Origin of the sequence: Pseudomonas sp. FeS53a (assembly GCF_000931385.1) — a bacterium.
Classification (GTDB): domain Bacteria; phylum Pseudomonadota; class Gammaproteobacteria; order Pseudomonadales; family Pseudomonadaceae; genus Metapseudomonas; species Metapseudomonas otitidis.
The window spans coordinates 128,737-146,270 of record NZ_JYFT01000045.1 but is presented as its reverse complement, the minus strand read 5'-3'; the positions used below and the strand labels follow the sequence as shown (position 1 = coordinate 146,270).

The 17,534-nt window shown below is 69.3% G+C and carries 18 protein-coding genes; 12 read left to right on the top strand and 6 right to left on the bottom strand.

Annotated elements, in window-relative coordinates:
- Positions 1 to 41 precede the first annotated feature (41 nt).
- From antA to antC, 3 genes are read left to right on the top strand one after another with little or no spacing between them, the layout of a single operon-like run.
- Positions 42 to 1,436: an anthranilate 1,2-dioxygenase large subunit gene (gene antA, locus SZ55_RS13430; RefSeq protein WP_044406626.1), complete on the top strand. Its 1,395-nt coding sequence runs from the start codon at positions 42 to 44 to the stop codon at positions 1,434 to 1,436.
- Positions 1,433 to 1,924, top strand: a complete 492-nt coding sequence (antB, locus tag SZ55_RS13425) for an anthranilate 1,2-dioxygenase small subunit (protein WP_044406624.1) — start codon at positions 1,433 to 1,435, stop codon at positions 1,922 to 1,924. Before antA ends, antB begins: the two co-directional genes overlap by 4 nt.
- Positions 1,925 to 1,939: 15 nt before the next feature.
- Positions 1,940 to 2,959 (top strand): anthranilate 1,2-dioxygenase electron transfer component AntC, encoded by a 1,020-nt coding sequence (antC, locus tag SZ55_RS13420; protein WP_044406622.1) that lies wholly within the window; start codon positions 1,940 to 1,942, stop codon positions 2,957 to 2,959.
- Positions 2,960 to 2,963: 4 nt separating this feature from the next.
- Here the strand turns inward: antC and SZ55_RS13415 are convergent, their stop codons facing one another.
- From SZ55_RS13415 to SZ55_RS13400, 4 genes are all read right to left on the bottom strand, one after another.
- On the bottom strand, positions 2,964 to 3,407 hold the full coding sequence (locus SZ55_RS13415) for a hypothetical protein (RefSeq protein ID WP_044406647.1): 444 nt from the start codon (positions 3,405 to 3,407) through the stop codon (positions 2,964 to 2,966).
- Positions 3,408 to 3,551: 144 nt separating this feature from the next.
- Positions 3,552 to 4,370 (bottom strand): shikimate 5-dehydrogenase, encoded by an 819-nt coding sequence (locus tag SZ55_RS13410; RefSeq protein WP_044406618.1) that lies wholly within the window; start codon positions 4,368 to 4,370, stop codon positions 3,552 to 3,554.
- A gap of 138 nt (positions 4,371 to 4,508) precedes the next feature.
- Complete coding sequence (locus tag SZ55_RS13405; protein WP_044406615.1) at positions 4,509 to 4,814, bottom strand: BolA family protein; 306 nt, start codon at positions 4,812 to 4,814, stop codon at positions 4,509 to 4,511.
- 12 nt (positions 4,815 to 4,826) lie between these two features.
- Complete coding sequence (locus SZ55_RS13400; protein ID WP_044406612.1) at positions 4,827 to 5,336, bottom strand: DUF2059 domain-containing protein; 510 nt, start codon at positions 5,334 to 5,336, stop codon at positions 4,827 to 4,829.
- A gap of 285 nt (positions 5,337 to 5,621) precedes the next feature.
- On the opposite strand from SZ55_RS13400, the gene SZ55_RS13395 reads away from it, so the two are divergent.
- The 3 genes from SZ55_RS13395 (at position 5,622) to SZ55_RS13385 (ending at position 8,709) form a co-directional block, all read left to right on the top strand.
- Positions 5,622 to 6,629: a DUF2804 domain-containing protein gene (locus SZ55_RS13395; RefSeq protein ID WP_044406609.1), complete on the top strand. Its 1,008-nt coding sequence runs from the start codon at positions 5,622 to 5,624 to the stop codon at positions 6,627 to 6,629.
- A gap of 75 nt (positions 6,630 to 6,704) precedes the next feature.
- On the top strand, positions 6,705 to 8,099 hold the full coding sequence (locus SZ55_RS13390) for a class II fumarate hydratase (RefSeq protein WP_044406606.1): 1,395 nt from the start codon (positions 6,705 to 6,707) through the stop codon (positions 8,097 to 8,099).
- Entirely contained in the window at positions 8,092 to 8,709 is a 618-nt protein-coding gene (locus tag SZ55_RS13385) for an NAD(P)H-dependent oxidoreductase (RefSeq protein ID WP_044406603.1), read from the top strand. The genes SZ55_RS13390 and SZ55_RS13385 overlap by 8 nt, the downstream gene beginning before the upstream one ends.
- Here SZ55_RS13385 and SZ55_RS13380 read toward each other — a convergent pair.
- Together SZ55_RS13380 and SZ55_RS13375 are read right to left on the bottom strand one after the other, a co-directional pair.
- Positions 8,706 to 9,521, bottom strand: coding sequence for a VanW family protein (locus SZ55_RS13380; protein WP_044406600.1), 816 nt, complete (start codon positions 9,519 to 9,521; stop codon positions 8,706 to 8,708). The two genes, SZ55_RS13385 and SZ55_RS13380, sit on opposite strands and share 4 nt — an antisense overlap.
- Positions 9,522 to 9,600: 79 nt before the next feature.
- The gene (locus SZ55_RS13375) at positions 9,601 to 10,482 is read right to left on the bottom strand and encodes an AraC family transcriptional regulator (protein ID WP_044406597.1); all 882 of its coding nucleotides are present in this window, start codon (positions 10,480 to 10,482) and stop codon (positions 9,601 to 9,603) included.
- Positions 10,483 to 10,616: 134 nt separating this feature from the next.
- Here SZ55_RS13375 and SZ55_RS13370 point away from each other — a divergent pair, with 134 nt between their 5' ends.
- The 6 genes from SZ55_RS13370 to mmsB all read left to right on the top strand — a co-directional run bounded on the left by SZ55_RS13370 (position 10,617) and on the right by mmsB (position 17,499).
- Positions 10,617 to 12,110 carry a CoA-acylating methylmalonate-semialdehyde dehydrogenase gene (locus SZ55_RS13370; RefSeq protein ID WP_044406594.1) on the top strand — a complete coding sequence of 498 codons (1,494 nt, stop codon included), beginning with the start codon at positions 10,617 to 10,619 and terminating at the stop codon, positions 12,108 to 12,110.
- 97 nt (positions 12,111 to 12,207) lie between these two features.
- On the top strand, positions 12,208 to 13,455 hold the full coding sequence (locus SZ55_RS13365; RefSeq protein WP_044406592.1) for an ABC transporter substrate-binding protein: 1,248 nt from the start codon (positions 12,208 to 12,210) through the stop codon (positions 13,453 to 13,455).
- A 6-nt stretch (positions 13,456 to 13,461) separates the two neighbouring features.
- Entirely contained in the window at positions 13,462 to 14,625 is a 1,164-nt protein-coding gene (locus SZ55_RS13360; protein WP_044406590.1) for an isobutyryl-CoA dehydrogenase, read from the top strand.
- Positions 14,626 to 14,647: 22 nt separating this feature from the next.
- Positions 14,648 to 15,466 carry an enoyl-CoA hydratase gene (locus SZ55_RS13355; RefSeq protein ID WP_044406587.1) on the top strand — a complete coding sequence of 273 codons (819 nt, stop codon included), beginning with the start codon at positions 14,648 to 14,650 and terminating at the stop codon, positions 15,464 to 15,466.
- A gap of 10 nt (positions 15,467 to 15,476) precedes the next feature.
- A complete protein-coding gene (locus SZ55_RS13350) occupies positions 15,477 to 16,580 on the top strand; it encodes an enoyl-CoA hydratase/isomerase family protein (protein WP_044406585.1) in 1,104 nt (367 codons plus the stop codon).
- 31 nt (positions 16,581 to 16,611) lie between these two features.
- Positions 16,612 to 17,499 carry a 3-hydroxyisobutyrate dehydrogenase gene (gene mmsB, locus SZ55_RS13345; protein ID WP_044406582.1) on the top strand — a complete coding sequence of 296 codons (888 nt, stop codon included), beginning with the start codon at positions 16,612 to 16,614 and terminating at the stop codon, positions 17,497 to 17,499.
- Positions 17,500 to 17,534: the final 35 nt, after the last annotated feature.

Sequence of the window (17,534 nt, the reverse complement as noted above, 5' to 3'; positions counted from 1 at the left end):
CCCCCTAATGCGCTCCACCGAATCACCGCCTGGAGCCCCCCATGCCCACCACGACAAGAAGCCTCGACGACTGGAAGGCCTACATCACCGGCTGCCTGGACTTCCGCCCGCACGACGGCGTGTTCCGCATCGCCCGGGACATGTTCACCGAGCCGGCGCTGTTCGACCTGGAAATGGAGCTGATCTTCGAGCGCAACTGGATCTACGCCTGCCACGAGAGCGAGATCGCCAACGCCAACGACTTCATCACCCTGCAGGCCGGCCGCCAGCCGCTGATCGTCACCCGCGACGCCAGCGGGCAGCTGCACGCCCTGGTCAACGCCTGCCAGCACCGCGGCGCCACCCTCACCCGTGTCGGCAAGGGCAACCAGTCCACCTTCACCTGCCCCTTCCACGCCTGGTGCTACAAAAACGACGGCCGGCTGCTGAAGGTGAAGGCCCCCGGTGAATATTCCGAGTGCTTCGACAAGGCCACCCGCGGCCTGCGCAAGGCCCGCATCGAGAGCTACAAGGGCTTCGTCTTCGTCAGCCTCGACATCCACGGCAGCGACCGCCTGGAGGACTTCCTCGGCGATGCGCGGGTGTTCTTCGACATGATGGTGGCCCAGTCCCCCACCGGTGAGCTGGAGGTGCTGCCCGGCCGTTCCAGCTACACCTTCGACGGCAACTGGAAGCTGCAGAACGAGAACGGCCTCGACGGCTACCACGTGAGCACCGTGCACTACAACTACGTGGCCACCGTGCAGCACCGCCAGCAGGTGGACGCCGCACAGGGGACCGCCAGTGCCACCCTCGACTACAGCAAGCTCGGTGCCGGCGATGCCGAGACCGACGACGGCTGGTTCTCCTTCCACAACGGCCACAGCGTGCTGTTCAGCGACATGCCCAACCCCAGCGTGCGCCCCGGCTACGCCAGCGTGATGCCGCGCCTGGTGGAGGCCTACGGCCAGGCCAAGGCGGAGTGGATGATGCACCGCCTGCGCAACCTGAACATCTACCCCAGCCTGTTCTTCATGGACCAGATCAGCTCCCAGTTGCGCATCGTGCGGCCGCTGGCCTGGAACAAGACCGAGATCATCAGTCAGTGCATCGGCGTCAAGGGCGAGTCGGACGCCGACCGCGAGAGCCGCATCCGCCAGTTCGAGGACTTCTTCAACGTCTCCGGCATGGGTACCCCCGACGACCTGGTGGAATTCCGCGAACAGCAGCGTGGTTTCCAGGGGCGCCTGGAACGCTGGAGCGACATCTCCCGCGGGCACCCGCGCTGGGCCACCGGGGCCACTCGGAACAGCGAGATCCTCGGCATCGCCCCGCTGATGACCGGTGTGGAGTGCACCCATGAAGGCCTCTACGTCAACCAGCACCGCCACTGGCAGCGCTTCCTCCTCGACGGACTGGAACGCAAGGCCCTGCAACCCAAGGAGGTGACCGAATGAACGCGCCGCTGCAGCACCGGATCGAGCAATTCCTCTACCGCGCCTGCGAGTTGTGCGACGCCCAGGACTGGGACGCCTACCTCGCGCTGTTCGACGAGCAGTGCGAGTTCCACCTGCCGCAGTGGGACTCGGAGCACGCCTACACCCGCGACCCCAAGCGCGAGATGTCGCTGATCTACTACGCCAGCCGCGCCGGCCTGGAAGACCGGGTGTTCCGCATCCGCACCGGCAAGGCCGCATCCACCGTGCCCATGCCCCGCACCCTGCACAGCATCATCAACGTGCGCATTGCCGAGCAGGCCGATGGCCAACTGGAGGTGCGCGCCAACTGGCACACCCTGTTCCATCGCCTGGGCGAGAGCGGGCAGTTCTTCGGCCACGTCACCTACCGGCTCAAGCCCCATGGCGACAGCTGGCTGATCACCCGCAAGCACATCCTGTTGCTGAACGACCGGATCAATGCCGTGCTCGACTTCTATCACCTCTGAACCGGACCCACGCCCATGGATCACAAGGTCGCCCTCAGCTTCGCCGACGGCACAACCCAGTTCCTCACCGTGCAGGGCAACGAGCGCCTGCTGGACGCCGCCCTGCGCCACGGCCTCAACATCCCCCTCGACTGCCGCGAAGGCGTCTGCGGCACCTGCAGGGGCCAATGCGAATCCGGCCAGTACAGCCTCGACTACGCCGATGAGGAAGCGCTGTCAGCGGACGAAGTGGCCCGCCGCTACATCCTGGCCTGCCAGACGCGGGTGCAGTCCGACGCCACCTTCCGCTTCGATTTCGACTCCAGCCTGTGCAACGCCGCACCGCTGGTGCGCCGCAACGCCCGGGTCACTGCCCTGCAGCAGGTCTCGTCCGCAGCGGCGATCCTGGAAGTCGAGGCGGACGGTGCACCGCTGGACTACCTCCCCGGGCAGTACGCCCGGCTCCAGGTGCCCGGCACCGAGGCTCATCGGGCCTACTCCTTCGCCAACCGCCCCAACCCGGGCAATCGCCTGCAGTTCCTCATCCGCCTGCTGCCCCAGGGGGTGATGAGCGACTACCTGCGCGAACGCTGCCAGGTGGGCGACACCCTGCAACTGGAAGCGCCGCTGGGGGCCTTCTACCTGCGCCAGGTGGAGCGTCCGATAGTGATGGCCGCTGGTGGGACGGGGCTATCGGCCTTCCTCGGCATGCTCGACACCCTGGTCGAACAGGGCTGCCAGCAGCCCATCCACCTGCTGCACGGCGTCCGCCAGGCGGCGGACTTCTGTGAACAGGCACGGATCGAAGGGTACGCCGAGCGGCTGCCGGGCTTTCGCTTCACCCCGGTGGTCAGCGAACCCGGCGATGCCGACTGGAGCGGCGCGCGGGGCTACGTGCCCGAACACCTAGACGCCGATGCGCTGCGGGAACAGGTCTGTGACCTCTATGTGTGCGGGCCACCGCCCATGGTCGACGCGGTCAAGGGCTGGCTGGAGTCCAACGCACTGGGCCAGACCCGGCTGTACCTGGAGAAATTCCTCGACAGCGGCACCTGAGCCGCTAGAGGTAGACCCCGATGTTCACCATCATCGCCGAGTTGCCCAGCAGCACCAGCTCCCCACCCACCGGGCCCAGGCGGGCCCCGAGGGACGGGATCAGCACCGGCGCCACGCCGAAGCGGTTGAGCGGGATCTTGTCGCGGTACTCGCCGCGGTAACCCTGCAGCAGCCCGCCGGTCACCTTCAGGTAGACCGGCGCCACATCACTGTCGAAACGCTTGCCCACGTAGGCGTACTGGCTGCGCTGGCGAAACGAGTTACGGAAGGTCGCCCCACCCGCCACCACACCGTCATCGGCCTGGTACTCCAGGCCGATGAGGTTCTGGTGATTGTTGTGCTCGGGGTCCGGATGAAAGTGGCGGGTGTAGACGCTGGTCTGCAGGTACCAGGCCTCCTCGGCCGCCACCGGCAGGGCCAGCAGCAGCGACAGACAGAGCGAAGACAGGAGTCCGCGACGGATCATGGCGCTCAGGACCTCGGGTCAGGTGAAAGGCCCCACAGCCTGCCTGAACGAAGCTGAACGAGCCCTGTACGTGAGCTTTCCTTTACATGCACCGCCGCCCTCGCCTTCTGACCCAACGGCCCGCGCTCAAGCGCGGGCCACCGCTTCCGCCTGGCGGATCTGCTCCGGCGTGGGCCGCACGCCGGTGTAGAGCACGAACTGCTCCACCGCCTGCAGCACGATGACCTCGCCCCCGGTGATCACCCGCTTGCCCAGGGAACGGGCCAGGCGGATCAGCGGCGTCTCCACCGGGATCGCCACCACATCGAAGACCACCTCGGCCGCCGCCACCTGCTCGGCGCCGAACGCCAACTGGCCGGCCTCCGGGCCGCCGTCCATGCCCAGCGGCGTGACGTTCACCAATACCTGCGCCATATGGCCCTCCGCCGAGGGCACCCAGTCGTAGCCACAGGCCTGTGCCAGTCCCTGCCCGGCCAACGCGTTGCGAGCCGCCAGGGTGCCCCGGGCGAAGCCGCTGTCGCGCAGGGCGACGGCCACGGCCTTGCCCATCCCACCACTGCCCCGCAGCAGCAGCGTCGAGGTGGGGTCCACGGCATGGCTGCGCACCAGGCTGGCCACGGCCAGGTAATCGGTGTTGTAGCCCGTCAGGTGGCCCTCGTCGTTGACGATGGTGTTTACCGAGCCGATGACCGCCGCCGATGGGTCCAGGGCATCCAGATGGGGGATGCAGGCCTCCTTGAAGGGCATCGACACCGCGCAGCCCCGGATGCCCAGCGCCCGCACGCCGCCGATGGCCGCCGGCAGGTCATTGGTGGTGAAGGCCTTGTAGACGTAGTCCAGCTCCAGCAGGTCGTAGAGCGCGTTGTGGAAGCGCGTGCCGAAGTTGCCAGGGCGGCCGGACAACGACATGCACAGCCGGGTGTCCTTGCTGAGGATTCGGGCCATGAAGCCTCCTGTTTCGAGTGAAGCCAGGGCGCCGCGCCCTGAAGCACCGCCCCTGAGGGGCCGGGGCGACGCCCAAATGAAAAGGCCGGAAGCCCCGCGGATCGCTCCGGGAAACCTCCGGCCTCGTTGCGACGACCGTCAGTGGTCGTGCTTGCTGCCGCCACGGCAGGTCGGCGAATCCGGGGCCGCGCCCTGCTGCGCCCACTCCTCGGGGGTGTAGGTGTGCAGGGCCAGGGCGTGGAACTGCCCCATCAGCTCGCCCAGGGCCGCGTAGGCCTTCTGGTGGCGGCGCACCGCATTCAACCCGGCGAACACCGGGCTGACGATCACCGCCTTGTAATGGGTTTCCTGGCCACGGCTGTGCATGTGGCTCTCGTCCAGCACGTCGAGGTGCTGGGGCTCGAGGGCCGCGAAGGCGGCCAGGATACGGTCACGCATGCTCATGGCGGGCTCCGATCACTTCTTCTTCTGATCCTTGGGTGCCAGCTCGTCGTTCATGTCCGACAGCAGCTTGTTCACTTCCGGCACGGCGGATTCCAGGCGGGACTGGGTCAGTTCGGCGGATTGCGCGGTCAGGGACGGCATCTTCTCCAGCACCTTCTTGCCCAGGGGCGATTCGTAGAAGGCGATCAGGTCCTTCAGCTCGGATTCGCTGAAGTTGGTGGTGTAGATCTTCACCAGCTCCGGCTTCAGCTTGTCCCAGCCCACGGCCTTGTCCAGGGCAGCATTGGCCTTGGCCTGGTAGCGCTCCAGGGTGGCCTTCTTGTCGGCCGGCGCGTTGGCCTTCTGGAAGTTCTGGGCAAACATCTGCTGCACCTGGGCGTACACCGGCACGGTCAGCTTGTCGGCATGGGCGAGCTTGAGGAAGCGCTCGGCATTGGCGGCATGGCTGGCGGCATCGGCAAACACCTGGCCACTGGCACAGGCCAGCACGATGGCGGAGCAAACGAGACGGAGCTTGGTCATTGGGGTTCCTTGGTATGAGCGGTACGGGCCGAGCCCGTGGGCGGGCCATTCTGCGCTCAAGCCCGGTGGGGGCTCAAGCCATGGATGCGGCCGTGCATCACGGCCAAACGCGGGTTGGGGGTGCCGTCCGTCCAGGGTCCGGCGCGGGCACTTGCCGGCTGCCAGTGCGCTGGGCATCCTTGCGCCCCACCGATGACAACACCGTGAACGGCACCCCAGCTTGGGCCGCCGTGTGCGCCTAATGTTCCCCGCCCCACGGAAGACAGCTGCCCACAGGGACCCTGAATGACCCGCCCCATCCCGGCCCCCGCCGAACGACAGCCCCTGTGCGACGCCCGTGGCCGCCTGGAGCCATCGGCCATCGGCTGGTCCCAGCGACCGCAGCTGGATTGCGCCATCCCCGGGCACTTCGGCCGGCGCAAGCGCTGGAACCACTGGTGCATCACCACCCCCGGCTGGATGCTCTCCGTCACCCTCGCCGACCTCGACTACATCGGCTACTGCGCCGCCTACTTCCTCGACCTGGAAACCGGCCGCGCCGTGACCCACTCCCAGCTGCGCGCCCTCGCCCACGGCTGCCACCTGCCCGATGTGCCGGTGGCCAGCCACGGCTTCGAGCACCCGCGCCTGCACCTGCAGGTGGATGAACTCCCCGGCCGCGCCCGCATCAGCGTCGCCGTGCCGGACATCGGCGGCCAGCCACTGCAGGCGACCCTCGACGTGCAGCGCCCGGCGCACCTGGACTCGGTCAACCTGGTCGCCCCTTTCGCCAACGGCGGCTTCCACGCCAGCACCCGCCAACTCGGCCTGCCGGTCACCGGCAGCCTGCGCCTGGGGCGCCGGCAGTACCCGTGCATGCCGGGGCACAGCTTCGCCGCCCTCGACTTCGGCCGCGGCGTCTGGCCGCTGAACAGCCACTGGACCCGCGCCGCCTTCGCCACCGTCGGCGGTATCGCCGGCAACTTCGGTGCGGGCTGGACGGACGCCAGCGGCGAGACGGAGAACGCCCTCTGGTTCGGTGGCGAACTGTCGCGCCTCAACGGCCCGGTGCACCTCCGGCAAGGCCCGGAGAACGGCCTGTCCCCCTGGCAGTTGAGCAGCGACTGCGAGCGCGTGCGCCTCACCTTCACCCCGCGCCAGCTGCACCAGGCCAACCCGCGCCTGGGCCCGCTCTACGCCGACACACGCCAGTGGTTCGGGCGCTTCGACGGGGTACTGCTCAGCCCCACGGGCGAGCGCGTCCCCGTGGACAACGCCCTGGGCTGGGTAGGCCATACCCGCGCGCGCTGGTAATCCATCCCCCAGGCGTTGAACCCAAGGGCTCCGGCGCGGCCTAAACTGCGGAAAAACCGAACCTGGAGCCGCGCAATGAGCCGAACCGAAACCGACAGCCTGGGCCCCGTCAGCGTCGCCGAAGACGCCTACTGGGGCGCCCAGACCCAGCGCTCGCTGGAAAACTTCGCCATCGGCGAGGAACGCATGCCCCTCCCCGTGGTGCATGCCCTGGCGCTGGTGAAGAAGGCCGCCGCCCGGGTCAACGGCCGCAATGGCGGCATCAGCCCGGACATCGCCCGCCTGATCGAACAGGCCGCCGACGAAGTCCTCGCCCACCAGCACGACGACCAGTTCCCCCTGGTGGTCTGGCAGACCGGCAGCGGCACCCAGAGCAACATGAACGTCAACGAAGTGATCGCCGGCCGCGCCAACGAACTGGCCGGCGGCCCACGGGGCGGCAAGAGCCCGGTGCACCCCAACGACCACGTCAACCACGCCCAGAGCTCCAACGACAGCTTCCCCACCGCCATGCACATCGCCGTGGCCCAGGCCATCCACCGCGACCTGCTGCCGGCGCTGGCCGAGCTGACCGGCGGCCTGGCCGAGCAGGCTGCGCGCCATGCCCGCCTGGTGAAGACCGGGCGCACCCACCTGATGGACGCCACGCCCATCACCTTCGGCCAGGAGCTCTCCGCCTTCGTCGCCCAGCTGGACTACGCCGAGCGCGCCATCCGCAATGCCCTGCCGGCGGTCTACCAACTGGCCCAGGGCGGCACCGCCGTCGGCACCGGGCTCAATGCCCCCCACGGTTTCGCCGAAGCCATGGCGGCGGAACTGGCGGCGCTGGCCGGGCTGCCCTTCGTCTCCGCGCCCAACAAGTTCGCTGCCCTCGCCGGGCACGAGCCGCTGGTGGCCCTCTCCGGCGCGCTCAAGACCCTCGCCGTGGCCCTGATGAAGATCGCCAACGACCTGCGCCTGCTGGGCTCCGGCCCCCGGGGCGGCCTGGCGGAAGTCAGGCTGCCGGCCAACGAGCCGGGCAGCTCGATCATGCCCGGCAAGGTCAACCCGACCCAGTGCGAAGCGCTCTCCATGCTCGCCTGCCAAGTGATCGGCAACGACACCACCATCAGCCTCGCCGCCAGCCACGGGCACCTGCAGCTCAACGTGTTCAAGCCGGTGATCGCCCACAACATCCTGCAGTCCATCCGCCTGCTGGCCGATGGCTCACGCAACTTCCAGCGCCACTGCGTGGCCGGCATGGAGCCCGACGCCGCGCGCATGGCCGAGCACCTGGAGCGCGGCCTGATGCTGGTGACCGCCCTCAACCCGCACATCGGCTACGACAAGGCCGCGCAGATCGCCAAGAAGGCCTACGCCGAAGGCACCACCCTGCGTGAAGCGGCGCTGGCCCTCGGACTGGTGAGCGAAGCCGACTTTGACGCCTGGGTACGCCCGGAAACCATGCTGGAGGCCGGCCAGCATGGTTGACTCCGCCAAGCACGGTGCCACCCCGCTGGAAGGCGACGGCAAGCGCATCCTGATGATCCTCGGCTCGCCCAAGGACAACAGCCTGTGCGGCGCCCTGGGCGACGCCTATGCCCAGGGCGCCCGTGGCGAAGGCCATGTGGTGCGGGTGCTTAAGCTCAGCGAGATGGCCTTCGACCCGGTGCTGCGCCAGGGCTACGACCAGAACCAGCCCCTGGAGCCGGACCTGCTCGAAGCCCAACGGCAGATCCACTGGGCCCAGCACCTGGTGTTCGTCTACCCGGTCTGGTGGGGCGGCGTGCCGGCCCTGCTCAAGGGCTTCCTCGACCGTGTGCTGCTGCCCGGCTTCGCCTTCCGCTACCGGGGCCCACGCAGCTGGGACAAGCTGCTGCAGGGCCGCACCGCCGACCTGCTGGTGACCCTCGACACGCCACCCTGGTACTTCCGCTGGGTCTACGGCGCCCCCGGGCACCGGCAGATGAAGCGCACCATCCTCGGCTTCTGCGGCATCCGCACCCGCCACCTGGCGGAGTTCGCCCCGGTGCGCACCTCCACCGAGGAGCAGCGCCAGGCCTGGCTGCGCCGCGCCGAAACCCTGGGCGCCCGCCCCTAGCCGGGCTCCAGCAGTGCCTCGTCCACCGCGTACTTCACCCGTACGCGGTTGCGATAGAGGCACTCGCTGGCCACCAGCCGTCCCTCCTGGCCCTTCTCGCGCACGTCCCGCCAGATCTCGTTGAGGCGCAGCACCTCGCCCCCCTCGCGGATGAAGCGGTGCCCGCGCTGGTAGACGTGGTAGCGGAACGGCCGGGGCGCCGCGCACAGCAGCAGCCCCTCCAACTGGTGCTCGGCCACCTTCAGCGACAGCTGGAAGGCCTGGTCGGTGGGGTTGTGCAGCACCAGGTCGATGTAGTTGTAGAAGATCGCCGCCCCGGAGCCGAACGGCAGCACCCGCCCCTCGTCCGGGAAGGGGTCGAAACTGTGGTTGGCCCGCTCCACCACCCGCAGCGGCGAGTGCAGCGCCATCCAGTGGATCAGGTTGCTCAACTGGCACACCCCGCCGCCAATGCCGGAACGCGCCTCGCCGAACGACAGCTCCATGCCCTCGACGAACCCGCGCCGCGCCGTGGGCGGGCCGAGCAACTGGCAGAAGGAGAAATACTCCCCCGGGCCGATCACCACCCCGTCCATGCACGCCACCGCCAGGCGCAGGTTGATCACCTTGTTGTGCTGCAGCGCCAGGTCGCTGTCGCCCAGCCGGCGGATCAGCTTGGACGTGTGGCGGATGTAGCGGTACGGCAGGCGCGCATCCGCCACCCGCCCCAAGCGCCGGGACGACAGGCGCCAGTAGAGCGCACGCGCCAGGCGCCGCTGCCAGACGCGCAACGCGTAGAGCCAGGGGTGATAGAGGGAAAGCGGTTTGCGCATGGGAAGGGTCCGGGGCCGGGGCGCGCATTATGCCGCGCCGCCTGCCCCGTTTCAGGCACCGGGCCACACCCAGGGCCCGTCACCCCAGGTGCAGCGCCCGGTAATGGCTGGGCGCCATGCCCACCACCTTGCGGAACAGGCGGGAGAAGTAATAGGCGTCCTCGTAGCCCAGCTGCTCAGCGATCTGCCGCACCCCCAGGCTGCCCTCGTCCAGCAGGCGGCAGGCGTGGGCCATCTTCAGCTGGATGAAATCCTGGATCGGCGCGTGGCCGGTCAGGGCACGGTAGGTCTTGGCGAAGTGGAAGCGCGAAAGCTTGAACTGCGCCGCCAACTGGTCGAGGTTCAGCTGCTCGTGCAAGTGCGCACGCATCACCGCCTGCACCGCGTCCACGTCCAGCACCCGCCCGGACTTGAGAAAACCCCGCGCCGGCAGCACCGCCAGCGACGTCAGCAGCGCCTGCAACTGGTGGGCCGCATGCACATGGTGCCTGGGATTCAGGCCCTGCTTGCGCAGCCCCAGCAGCCCGTCGAAGTCCGCCAGCAGGCGCGGCTGGGCACCGATGCGACGCAGGCCCGGTTCGCCGAGAAAGCGCAGGAAATCCGCCGCCAGCTCCCCCTCGAAGTGCACCCAGTAGATGCTCCACGGGCGCTGCAGGTCGGCGCCATAGGCGTGCATGCGGCCCTTGGGCAGCACCAGCAGGTCCCCACCTGCCACGTCGAATCGTCCATCCCCGGTCTCCAGCCAGCCTTGCCCGGCACGGCAGTAGATCAGCAGATGGTCGTCCGGGGCCAGGCGCAGCATGCGGTGCCCCGCGGCGTCCGGGTAATAGCCCAGCGCCAGCGGGTAGCAGCCGGCTGCCAAGGGGTGGCGGGCCAGCAGGCGACGCAGGCGGGGCGGCGTGATCAGGCGGATGCCATCGGCCGGCAGCGGCCAGTTGGAGGTTTCCACGGAGCGGCTCATGGTTGTTCTTGTGGTAGCCAGCAATGCCAAGATCGTCCATCCCGGCGCCAAGATCGTCAATCCACAAGCGCCCGGCGCCCCGCTATAAACGGCACACAGAACAACAAAGGGCCCGAGGACGGGCGGAGGCAAGCATGAGCAGGACGATTCCCCAGCTGATCGATGGCCAATGGCGCGAAAGCCGCGCCCGCGAGCTGATCGAAGTCACCGATCCCGCCACCCAGGCCGTGCTGGCCCTGGCGCCCCGTGCCACCGCCGAGGAGATCGAAGCCGCCGTGGCCAGCGCCCGCGACGCCTTCCTCACCTGGCGCGAAGTCCCCGTCCCGGAACGTGCCCGCCTGATGCTGCGCTACCAGCACCTGCTCAAGGAGCACCACGACGAACTGGCCGAGCTGCTGGCCAGCGAGACCGGCAAGACTTTCGCCGACGCCAAGGGCGACGTCTGGCGCGGCATCGAGGTGGCAGAGCACGCCGCCAACGTGGCCAGCCTGATGATGGGCGAGACGGTGGAGAACGTCGCCCGCGAGATCGACACTGCCAGCTGGATCCAGCCCCTGGGCGTGTGCGTCGGCATCACCCCCTTCAACTTCCCGGCGATGATCCCGCTGTGGATGTTTCCCCTGGCCATCGCCTGCGGCAACACCTTCATCCTCAAGCCCTCCGAGCAGGACCCGCTGACCCCCAACCGCCTCGCCGAGCTGTTCCTCGAAGCCGGCGCGCCCAAGGGCGTGCTGCAGGTGCTGCACGGCGGCCGCGAACAGGTGGATGCCCTGCTCACCCACCCCGAGGTGCGCGCCATCTCCTTCGTCGGCTCGGTGCCGGTCGGCCAGCACGTGTACCGCACCGGCACCGCGCACATGAAGCGCGTGCAGGCCTTCGCCGGGGCCAAGAACCACATGGTGATCCTCCCCGACGCCAACAAGGAACAGACCCTGAGCAACCTCATCGGCGCCAGCTGCGGCGCCGCCGGCCAGCGCTGCATGGCCATCAGCGTCGCCGTCTTCGTCGGCCAGGCGCGGGAGTGGATCGGCGAACTGGCCGAGCAGATGGCCCAGCTGCGACCCGGCCACTGGAGCGACCCCCAGGCCGCCTACGGCCCGCTGATCAGCCAGCAGGCCCGCCAGCGCGTGCTGCGGCTGATCGCCGAGGGCAAGGCCGAAGGCGCCGAATGCCTGCTCGACGGCTCCCACTGCGAAGTACCCGGCTACCCCGATGGCAACTGGCTCGGCCCCACCCTGTTCCGCGGCGTCACCCCGCGCATGGGCCTGTACCGCGAGGAAATCTTCGGTCCGGTGCTGGCCTGCGTGGAGGTGGACACCCTCGACGAGGCCATCGCCCTGGTCAACGCCAGCCCCTACGGCAACGGCACCAGCCTGTTCACCCGCTCCGGCGGCGCCGCGCGACACTTCCAGCACGCCGTGGAAGTGGGCCAGGTGGGCATCAACGTCCCCATCCCGGTGCCGCTGCCGTTCTTCTCCTTCACCGGCTGGAAGGGCTCCTTCTACGGCGACCTGCACGCCTACGGCAAGCAGGCGGTGCGCTTCTACACCGAGACCAAGACCGTCACCACCCGCTGGTTCGACGACAGCCCGGTGAGCGGCCCGAACATGACCATCCAGCTCAAGTAGCAGGCGGGTATCCGACAGCCTGTTAGACGAAAAGAGAATCTCAACCCACCCGGGACCGGCGTAAAAGGTTCCTCCACAACAACAAGGAGGAACCCCCATGCGCCGTTTGACTGCCACCCTGGCCCTCTGGGCCGGGATCACCGCCTGTGCGCAGGCTGCCGAGCCCATCACCCTCGGCCTCAACTACCCGCGCACCGGCTCATACAAGGAAGAGGGACTGGCCCAGATGCGAGGCGCGTTGCTGGCCATCGACGAGATCAACGCAGCGGGCGGCGTGCTCGGCCGCACCCTGCGGCTGTCCGCCAAGGACACCGCCTCACGCCCGGAAAAGGCCGTGAAGAACGTCGACAAGCTCGCCGACGAAGGCGCCGCCATGCTCTTCGGCGGCGCCTCCAGCGCGGTGGCCATCGCCTCCGGCGAACGGGCCCGCGAGCGCGGCCTGCTGTACTTCGGCACCCTCACCTACTCCAACGACACCACCGGCAAGAACGGCCACCGCTACATGTTCCGCGAGTGCAACAACGCCTGGATGAGCGCCGGCGTACTGGGCCAGTACCTGAGCAAGACCCTGCCCGGCAAACGCTACTTCTACGTCACCGCCGACTACACCTGGGGGCAGACCACCGAAGCCTCGCTGCGCAAGGCCACCGGCAGCCAGGACAGCGCCGGCCACCCCGGCGTGCGCGTGCCCTTCCCCGGCGCCCGCCTCAGTGACTACCGCGACGCCCTCGCCCAGGCCGCCGCCAGCGACGCCCAGGTGCTGGCCCTGGTGCTGTTCGGCGAAGACCTGGTGCGCGCCATGCGCATCGCCCGCGACCTGGGCCTGACCGAGCGCATGCAGATCGTCGCGCCCAACCTCACCCAGAGCATCGTCGAGCAGGCCGGCCCCGACCTCATGCAGGGCGTGATCGGCACCGAACCCTGGACCTGGCGCGTCCCCGCCCTGGAGAAATCCGAACGCGGCCAGGCCTTCGTCGAAGCGTTCAAGACCCGCTACGGCATGTACCCCTCCAGCTCCGCCGCCTCGGCCTACAGCATCGTCCAGCAATGGGCCGATGCCGCGCGCCGCAGCAACAGCCTCGACAGCGAAGCCCTGATCAAGGCCCTCGAAGGCCACCGCTACAGCCTCCTCAAGGGCGAGCAGCAGTGGCGCGCCTTCGACCACCAGAACCTGCAGACGGTGTACGCCGTCCGGGTCAAGCACCGCGACGAGGTGTTCAAGGACCCGCTCAAGCAGGACTATTTCGAGATCGTCGACCGCCTCGACGCCAGCACCGCGCTTCCCAGCGAAGCCGACTGGCAGGCCGAACGGCGGGCCGCCGGCAAACCCCTGACCCTGCAGTGAGACGCCATGGATTTCGACCTCAGCGATGAACAACGCCTGCTGACCGACAGCGCCCGCGCCTTCGCCGCGCGGGAGCTGGCACCCCACGCCGCCGACTGGGACCGCGAGCACCACTTCCCGGTGGAGGTCATCCGCCGGGCCGCCGAACAGGGCTACCTGGGGCTGTACATCGCCGAGGACGACGGCGGCCTCGGGCTCTCGCGGCTCTCCGCCGCGCTGATCTTCGAGCAACTGGCCGCCGGCTGCGTGGCCACCACCGCCTACCTCACCATCCACAACATGGCCACCTGGATGCTCGCCTCCTTCGGCGACGCCGCGCTCAAGGCCCAGTGGCTGCCGGGCCTGCTGGACGGCCGGCTGCTGGCCTCCTACTGCCTCACCGAGCCCGACGCCGGCTCCGACGCCGCCCACCTGCGCACCCGCGCCCGGCGCGACGGCGAGCACTACGTGCTGGACGGCAGCAAGTGCTTCATCTCCGGCGCCGGCAGCACCCAGGTGCTGATCGTCATGGCGCGCACCGGCGAAGACGGCGCCAAGGGCATCTCCTGCTTCCTGGTGCCGGCCGACGCCGAAGGCATCCGCTACGGCCGCAACGAAGACAAGATGGGCTGGCGCGCCCAGCCCACCCGCACCATCGCCTTCGACGGCGTGCGCATCCCCGCCAGCCACCGCATCGGCCCAGAGGGCGAAGGCTTCGTCTACGCCATGAAGGGCCTCGACGGCGGCCGCCTGAACATCGCCAGCTGCTCCCTCGGCGCCGCCCAGGCCGCGCTGGAGCAGAGCCTGCGCTACGTCGAGGAGCGCCGGCAGTTCGGCAAGCCCCTGGCCAGCTTCCAGGCCCTGCAGTTCAAGCTCGCCGACATGCTCACCGACCTCACCGCCAGCCGGCAGATGGTGCGCCTGGCCGCCCACCGCCTGGACCAGCGCCACCCCGAGGCCAGCCTCTACTGCGCCATGGCCAAGCGCTTCGCCACCGACCAGTGCTTCGAGGTGTGCAACCAGGCCCTGCAACTTCATGGCGGCTACGGCTATCTGAACGACTACCCTCTGGAGCGCTGGGTGCGCGACACCCGCGTGCACCAGATCCTCGAAGGCACCAACGAGATCATGCGCGTCATCACGGCGCGCCGTTTACTGGAACAGGGCGGCACACTCGACCGCCTGCTATGACGAATGCGTTAAGGAGATGCACATGAGCACCGCAGTCGAACCCTACAAGACCGGCGTCTTCGACCTCACCCACAAGCTCACCGTGGAGAAGCACGGCCACACCGCCCTGCTCACCATCAACAACCCGCCGGCCAACACCTGGGACCGCGAATCCCTCATCGGCCTCAAGCAACTGGTGGAGCACCTCAACCGCGACGACGCCATCTACGCCCTGGTGGTGACCGGCCAGGGGCCCAAGTTCTTCAGCGCCGGCGCCGACCTCAACATGTTCGCCGACGGCGACAAGGCCCGCGCCCGGGAAATGGCCCGGCGCTTCGGCGAAGCCTTCGAAGCCCTGCGCGACTTCCGTGGCGTGTCCATCGCCGCCATCAACGGCTACGCCATGGGCGGCGGCCTGGAGTGCGCCCTGGCCTGCGACATCCGCATCGCCGAGCGGCATGCGCAGATGGCCCTGCCCGAGGCCACCGTCGGCCTGCTGCCCTGCGCCGGCGGCACCCAGGCGCTGTCCTGGCTGGTGGGCGAAGGCTGGGCCAAGCGCATGATCCTCTGCGGCGAGCGCATCGACGCCGACACCGCCCAGCGCATCGGCCTGGTGGAGCAGGTGGTGGACAGCGGCGAAGCCCGTGGCACCGCCCTGCTGCTGGCGGCCAAGGTCGCCCGCCAGAGCCCGGTGGCGGTGCGCACCATCAAGCCGCTGATCCAGGGCGCCCGCGAACGCGCCCCGAACACCTGGCTGCCCGAGGAGCGCGAGCGCTTCGTCGACCTGTTCGACGCCGAGGACACCCGCGAAGGCGTCAACGCCTTCCTCGAAAAGCGCGAACCCAAGTGGCGCAACCAGTGAGAGCGATGCCATGAACGTGAAATTCGAAGAGCGCCACGGCCGCGACGGCGCGCGCATCGGCATCGCCACCCTGGACGCCGAGGCCAGCCTCAACGCCCTCAGCCTGCCGATGATCGAAGCGCTGGAGGCCCGCCTCGACGCCTGGGCCAGCGACCCGGACCTGGTCTGCGTGCTGCTGCGCGGCAGCGGGCCCAAGGCCTTCTGCGCCGGCGGCGACGTGCGCCGGCTGGCGGAAGCCTGCCGCGAGCACCCCGGCGAAGTGCCGTCGCTGGCGGCGCGCTTCTTCGCCGACGAGTACCGCCTCGACCACCGCCTGCACACCTACCCCAAGCCGCTCATCTGCTGGGCCCACGGCCACGTGCTGGGCGGCGGCATGGGCCTGATGCAGGGCGCGGCGATCCGCATCGTCACCCCCTCCAGCCGGCTGGGCATGCCGGAGGTCAACATCGGCCTCTACCCCGACGTCGGCGGCAGCTGGTTCCTCGCCCGCCTGCCCGGGCGCCTGGGCCTGTTCCTCGGCCTCACCGCCAGCGGCATCAACGCCCGTGACGCGCTGGACCTGGGCCTGGCCGACCGCTTCCTGCTGGACGACCAGCAGGAGGCCCTGCTGGACGGCCTCGCCCAGCTCAACTGGCGCGAGCACAGCGGCGCCCAGCTCACCAGCCTGCTGCGGGCCCTGGAAGCCGGCGCCCGCCCGCAGCTGCCCGAGGCCCAGTGGCTGCCGCGCCGGGCCCGCCTCGACAACCTGCTGGACGTAGCCGAACTGCCCGCCGCCTGGCACGCCATCGCCGCCCTGCAGCACGACGAAGACGCCCTGCTGGCCCGCGCCGCCCGCACCCTGGTTGCCGGCTGCCCGCTCACCGGGCACCTGGTTTGGGAGCAGATCCGCCGCGCCCGCCACCGCTCCCTGGCCGAGGTGTTCCGCATGGAATACGCCATGAGCCTGAACTGCTGCCGCCACCCGGAATTCCCCGAAGGCGTGCGCGCCCGCCTGATCGACAAGGACAACGCCCCGCGCTGGCACTGGCCGAGCGTGGACAGCGTGCCGCGCAACGTGATCGAAGCCCACTTCGAGCCCACCTGGGAGGGCGATCACCCCCTGGCGGACCTCTAACCCCCTCCCACGCGACCCAAGGAGCACGACAATGACAACAATCGCCTTCATCGGTCTCGGCAACATGGGCCTGCCCATGGCCCGCAACCTCATCAAGGGCGGCCATGCCCTGCAGGTCTTCGACCTGGTCCGCGCCGCCATGGATCAACTGGTGGCCGAAGGGGCCAAGGCCGCCGTCGATGCCCGGGACGCCGTCCAGGGCGCCGAGGTGGTGGTCAGCATGCTGCCCGCCAGCCACCACGTCGAAGACCTCTACCTGGGCGACGACGGCCTGCTGGCCGGGCTGCCCGCCGGCACCCTGGTGCTGGAGTGCTCCACCATCGCCCCCGAGGCCGCCCGGCGCGTGCATGCTGCCGCCCGTGAACGGGGCATCGCCCTGCTCGATGCGCCGGTCTCCGGTGGCACCGCCGGCGCCGCCGCCGGCACCCTCACCTTCATGATCGGCGGCGAGGCCGAGGCCCTGGAGCGCGCCCGCCCGCTGCTGGCACTGATGGGGCGCAACCTGTTCCACGCCGGCCCGGCCGGTGCCGGCCAGGTGGCCAAGGTGTGCAACAACCAGGTGCTTGCCGTGCAGATGATCGCCACCGCCGAAGCCATGGCCCTCGGCGTCGCCAACCAGCTCGACCCCGCCGTGCTGGCCGAGATCATGCGCCAGAGCTCCGGCGGCAACTGGGTGCTGGAGCGCTACAACCCCTGGCCGGGGGTGATGCCCAACGCCCCCGCCAGCAACGGCTACCAGGGCGGCTTCATGGCCGAACTGATGGCCAAGGACCTCGGCCTGGCCCAGGAGGCCGCCGGCCGCAGCGCCAGCAGCACCCCCATGGGCGCCCTGGCGCTGCAGCTCTACCGCCTGCTGCTCAAGCAGGGCAAGGGCCGCCAGGACTTCTCCGTGGTGCAGCAGCTGTTCGCCCCGGAGTGATGTCGAGGCAGGCGTCGACCTGCCGCAGCGCACCG

Coding starts and splice junctions, on each gene's coding strand:
- antA (WP_044406626.1), top strand. CDS start 42: ATGCCCACCACGACAAGAAGCCTCGACGACTGGAAGGCCTACATCACC.
- antB (WP_044406624.1), top strand. CDS start 1,433: ATGAACGCGCCGCTGCAGCACCGGATCGAGCAATTCCTCTACCGCGCC.
- antC (WP_044406622.1), top strand. CDS start 1,940: ATGGATCACAAGGTCGCCCTCAGCTTCGCCGACGGCACAACCCAGTTC.
- SZ55_RS13410 (WP_044406618.1), bottom strand. CDS start 4,370: ATGGCCCGAATCCTCAGCAAGGACACCCGGCTGTGCATGTCGTTGTCC.
- SZ55_RS13405 (WP_044406615.1), bottom strand. CDS start 4,814: ATGAGCATGCGTGACCGTATCCTGGCCGCCTTCGCGGCCCTCGAGCCC.
- SZ55_RS13400 (WP_044406612.1), bottom strand. CDS start 5,336: ATGACCAAGCTCCGTCTCGTTTGCTCCGCCATCGTGCTGGCCTGTGCC.
- SZ55_RS13395 (WP_044406609.1), top strand. CDS start 5,622: ATGACCCGCCCCATCCCGGCCCCCGCCGAACGACAGCCCCTGTGCGAC.
- SZ55_RS13390 (WP_044406606.1), top strand. CDS start 6,705: ATGAGCCGAACCGAAACCGACAGCCTGGGCCCCGTCAGCGTCGCCGAA.
- SZ55_RS13385 (WP_044406603.1), top strand. CDS start 8,092: ATGGTTGACTCCGCCAAGCACGGTGCCACCCCGCTGGAAGGCGACGGC.
- SZ55_RS13380 (WP_044406600.1), bottom strand. CDS start 9,521: ATGCGCAAACCGCTTTCCCTCTATCACCCCTGGCTCTACGCGTTGCGC.
- SZ55_RS13375 (WP_044406597.1), bottom strand. CDS start 10,482: ATGAGCCGCTCCGTGGAAACCTCCAACTGGCCGCTGCCGGCCGATGGC.
- SZ55_RS13370 (WP_044406594.1), top strand. CDS start 10,617: ATGAGCAGGACGATTCCCCAGCTGATCGATGGCCAATGGCGCGAAAGC.
- SZ55_RS13365 (WP_044406592.1), top strand. CDS start 12,208: ATGCGCCGTTTGACTGCCACCCTGGCCCTCTGGGCCGGGATCACCGCC.
- SZ55_RS13360 (WP_044406590.1), top strand. CDS start 13,462: ATGGATTTCGACCTCAGCGATGAACAACGCCTGCTGACCGACAGCGCC.
- SZ55_RS13355 (WP_044406587.1), top strand. CDS start 14,648: ATGAGCACCGCAGTCGAACCCTACAAGACCGGCGTCTTCGACCTCACC.
- SZ55_RS13350 (WP_044406585.1), top strand. CDS start 15,477: ATGAACGTGAAATTCGAAGAGCGCCACGGCCGCGACGGCGCGCGCATC.
- mmsB (WP_044406582.1), top strand. CDS start 16,612: ATGACAACAATCGCCTTCATCGGTCTCGGCAACATGGGCCTGCCCATG.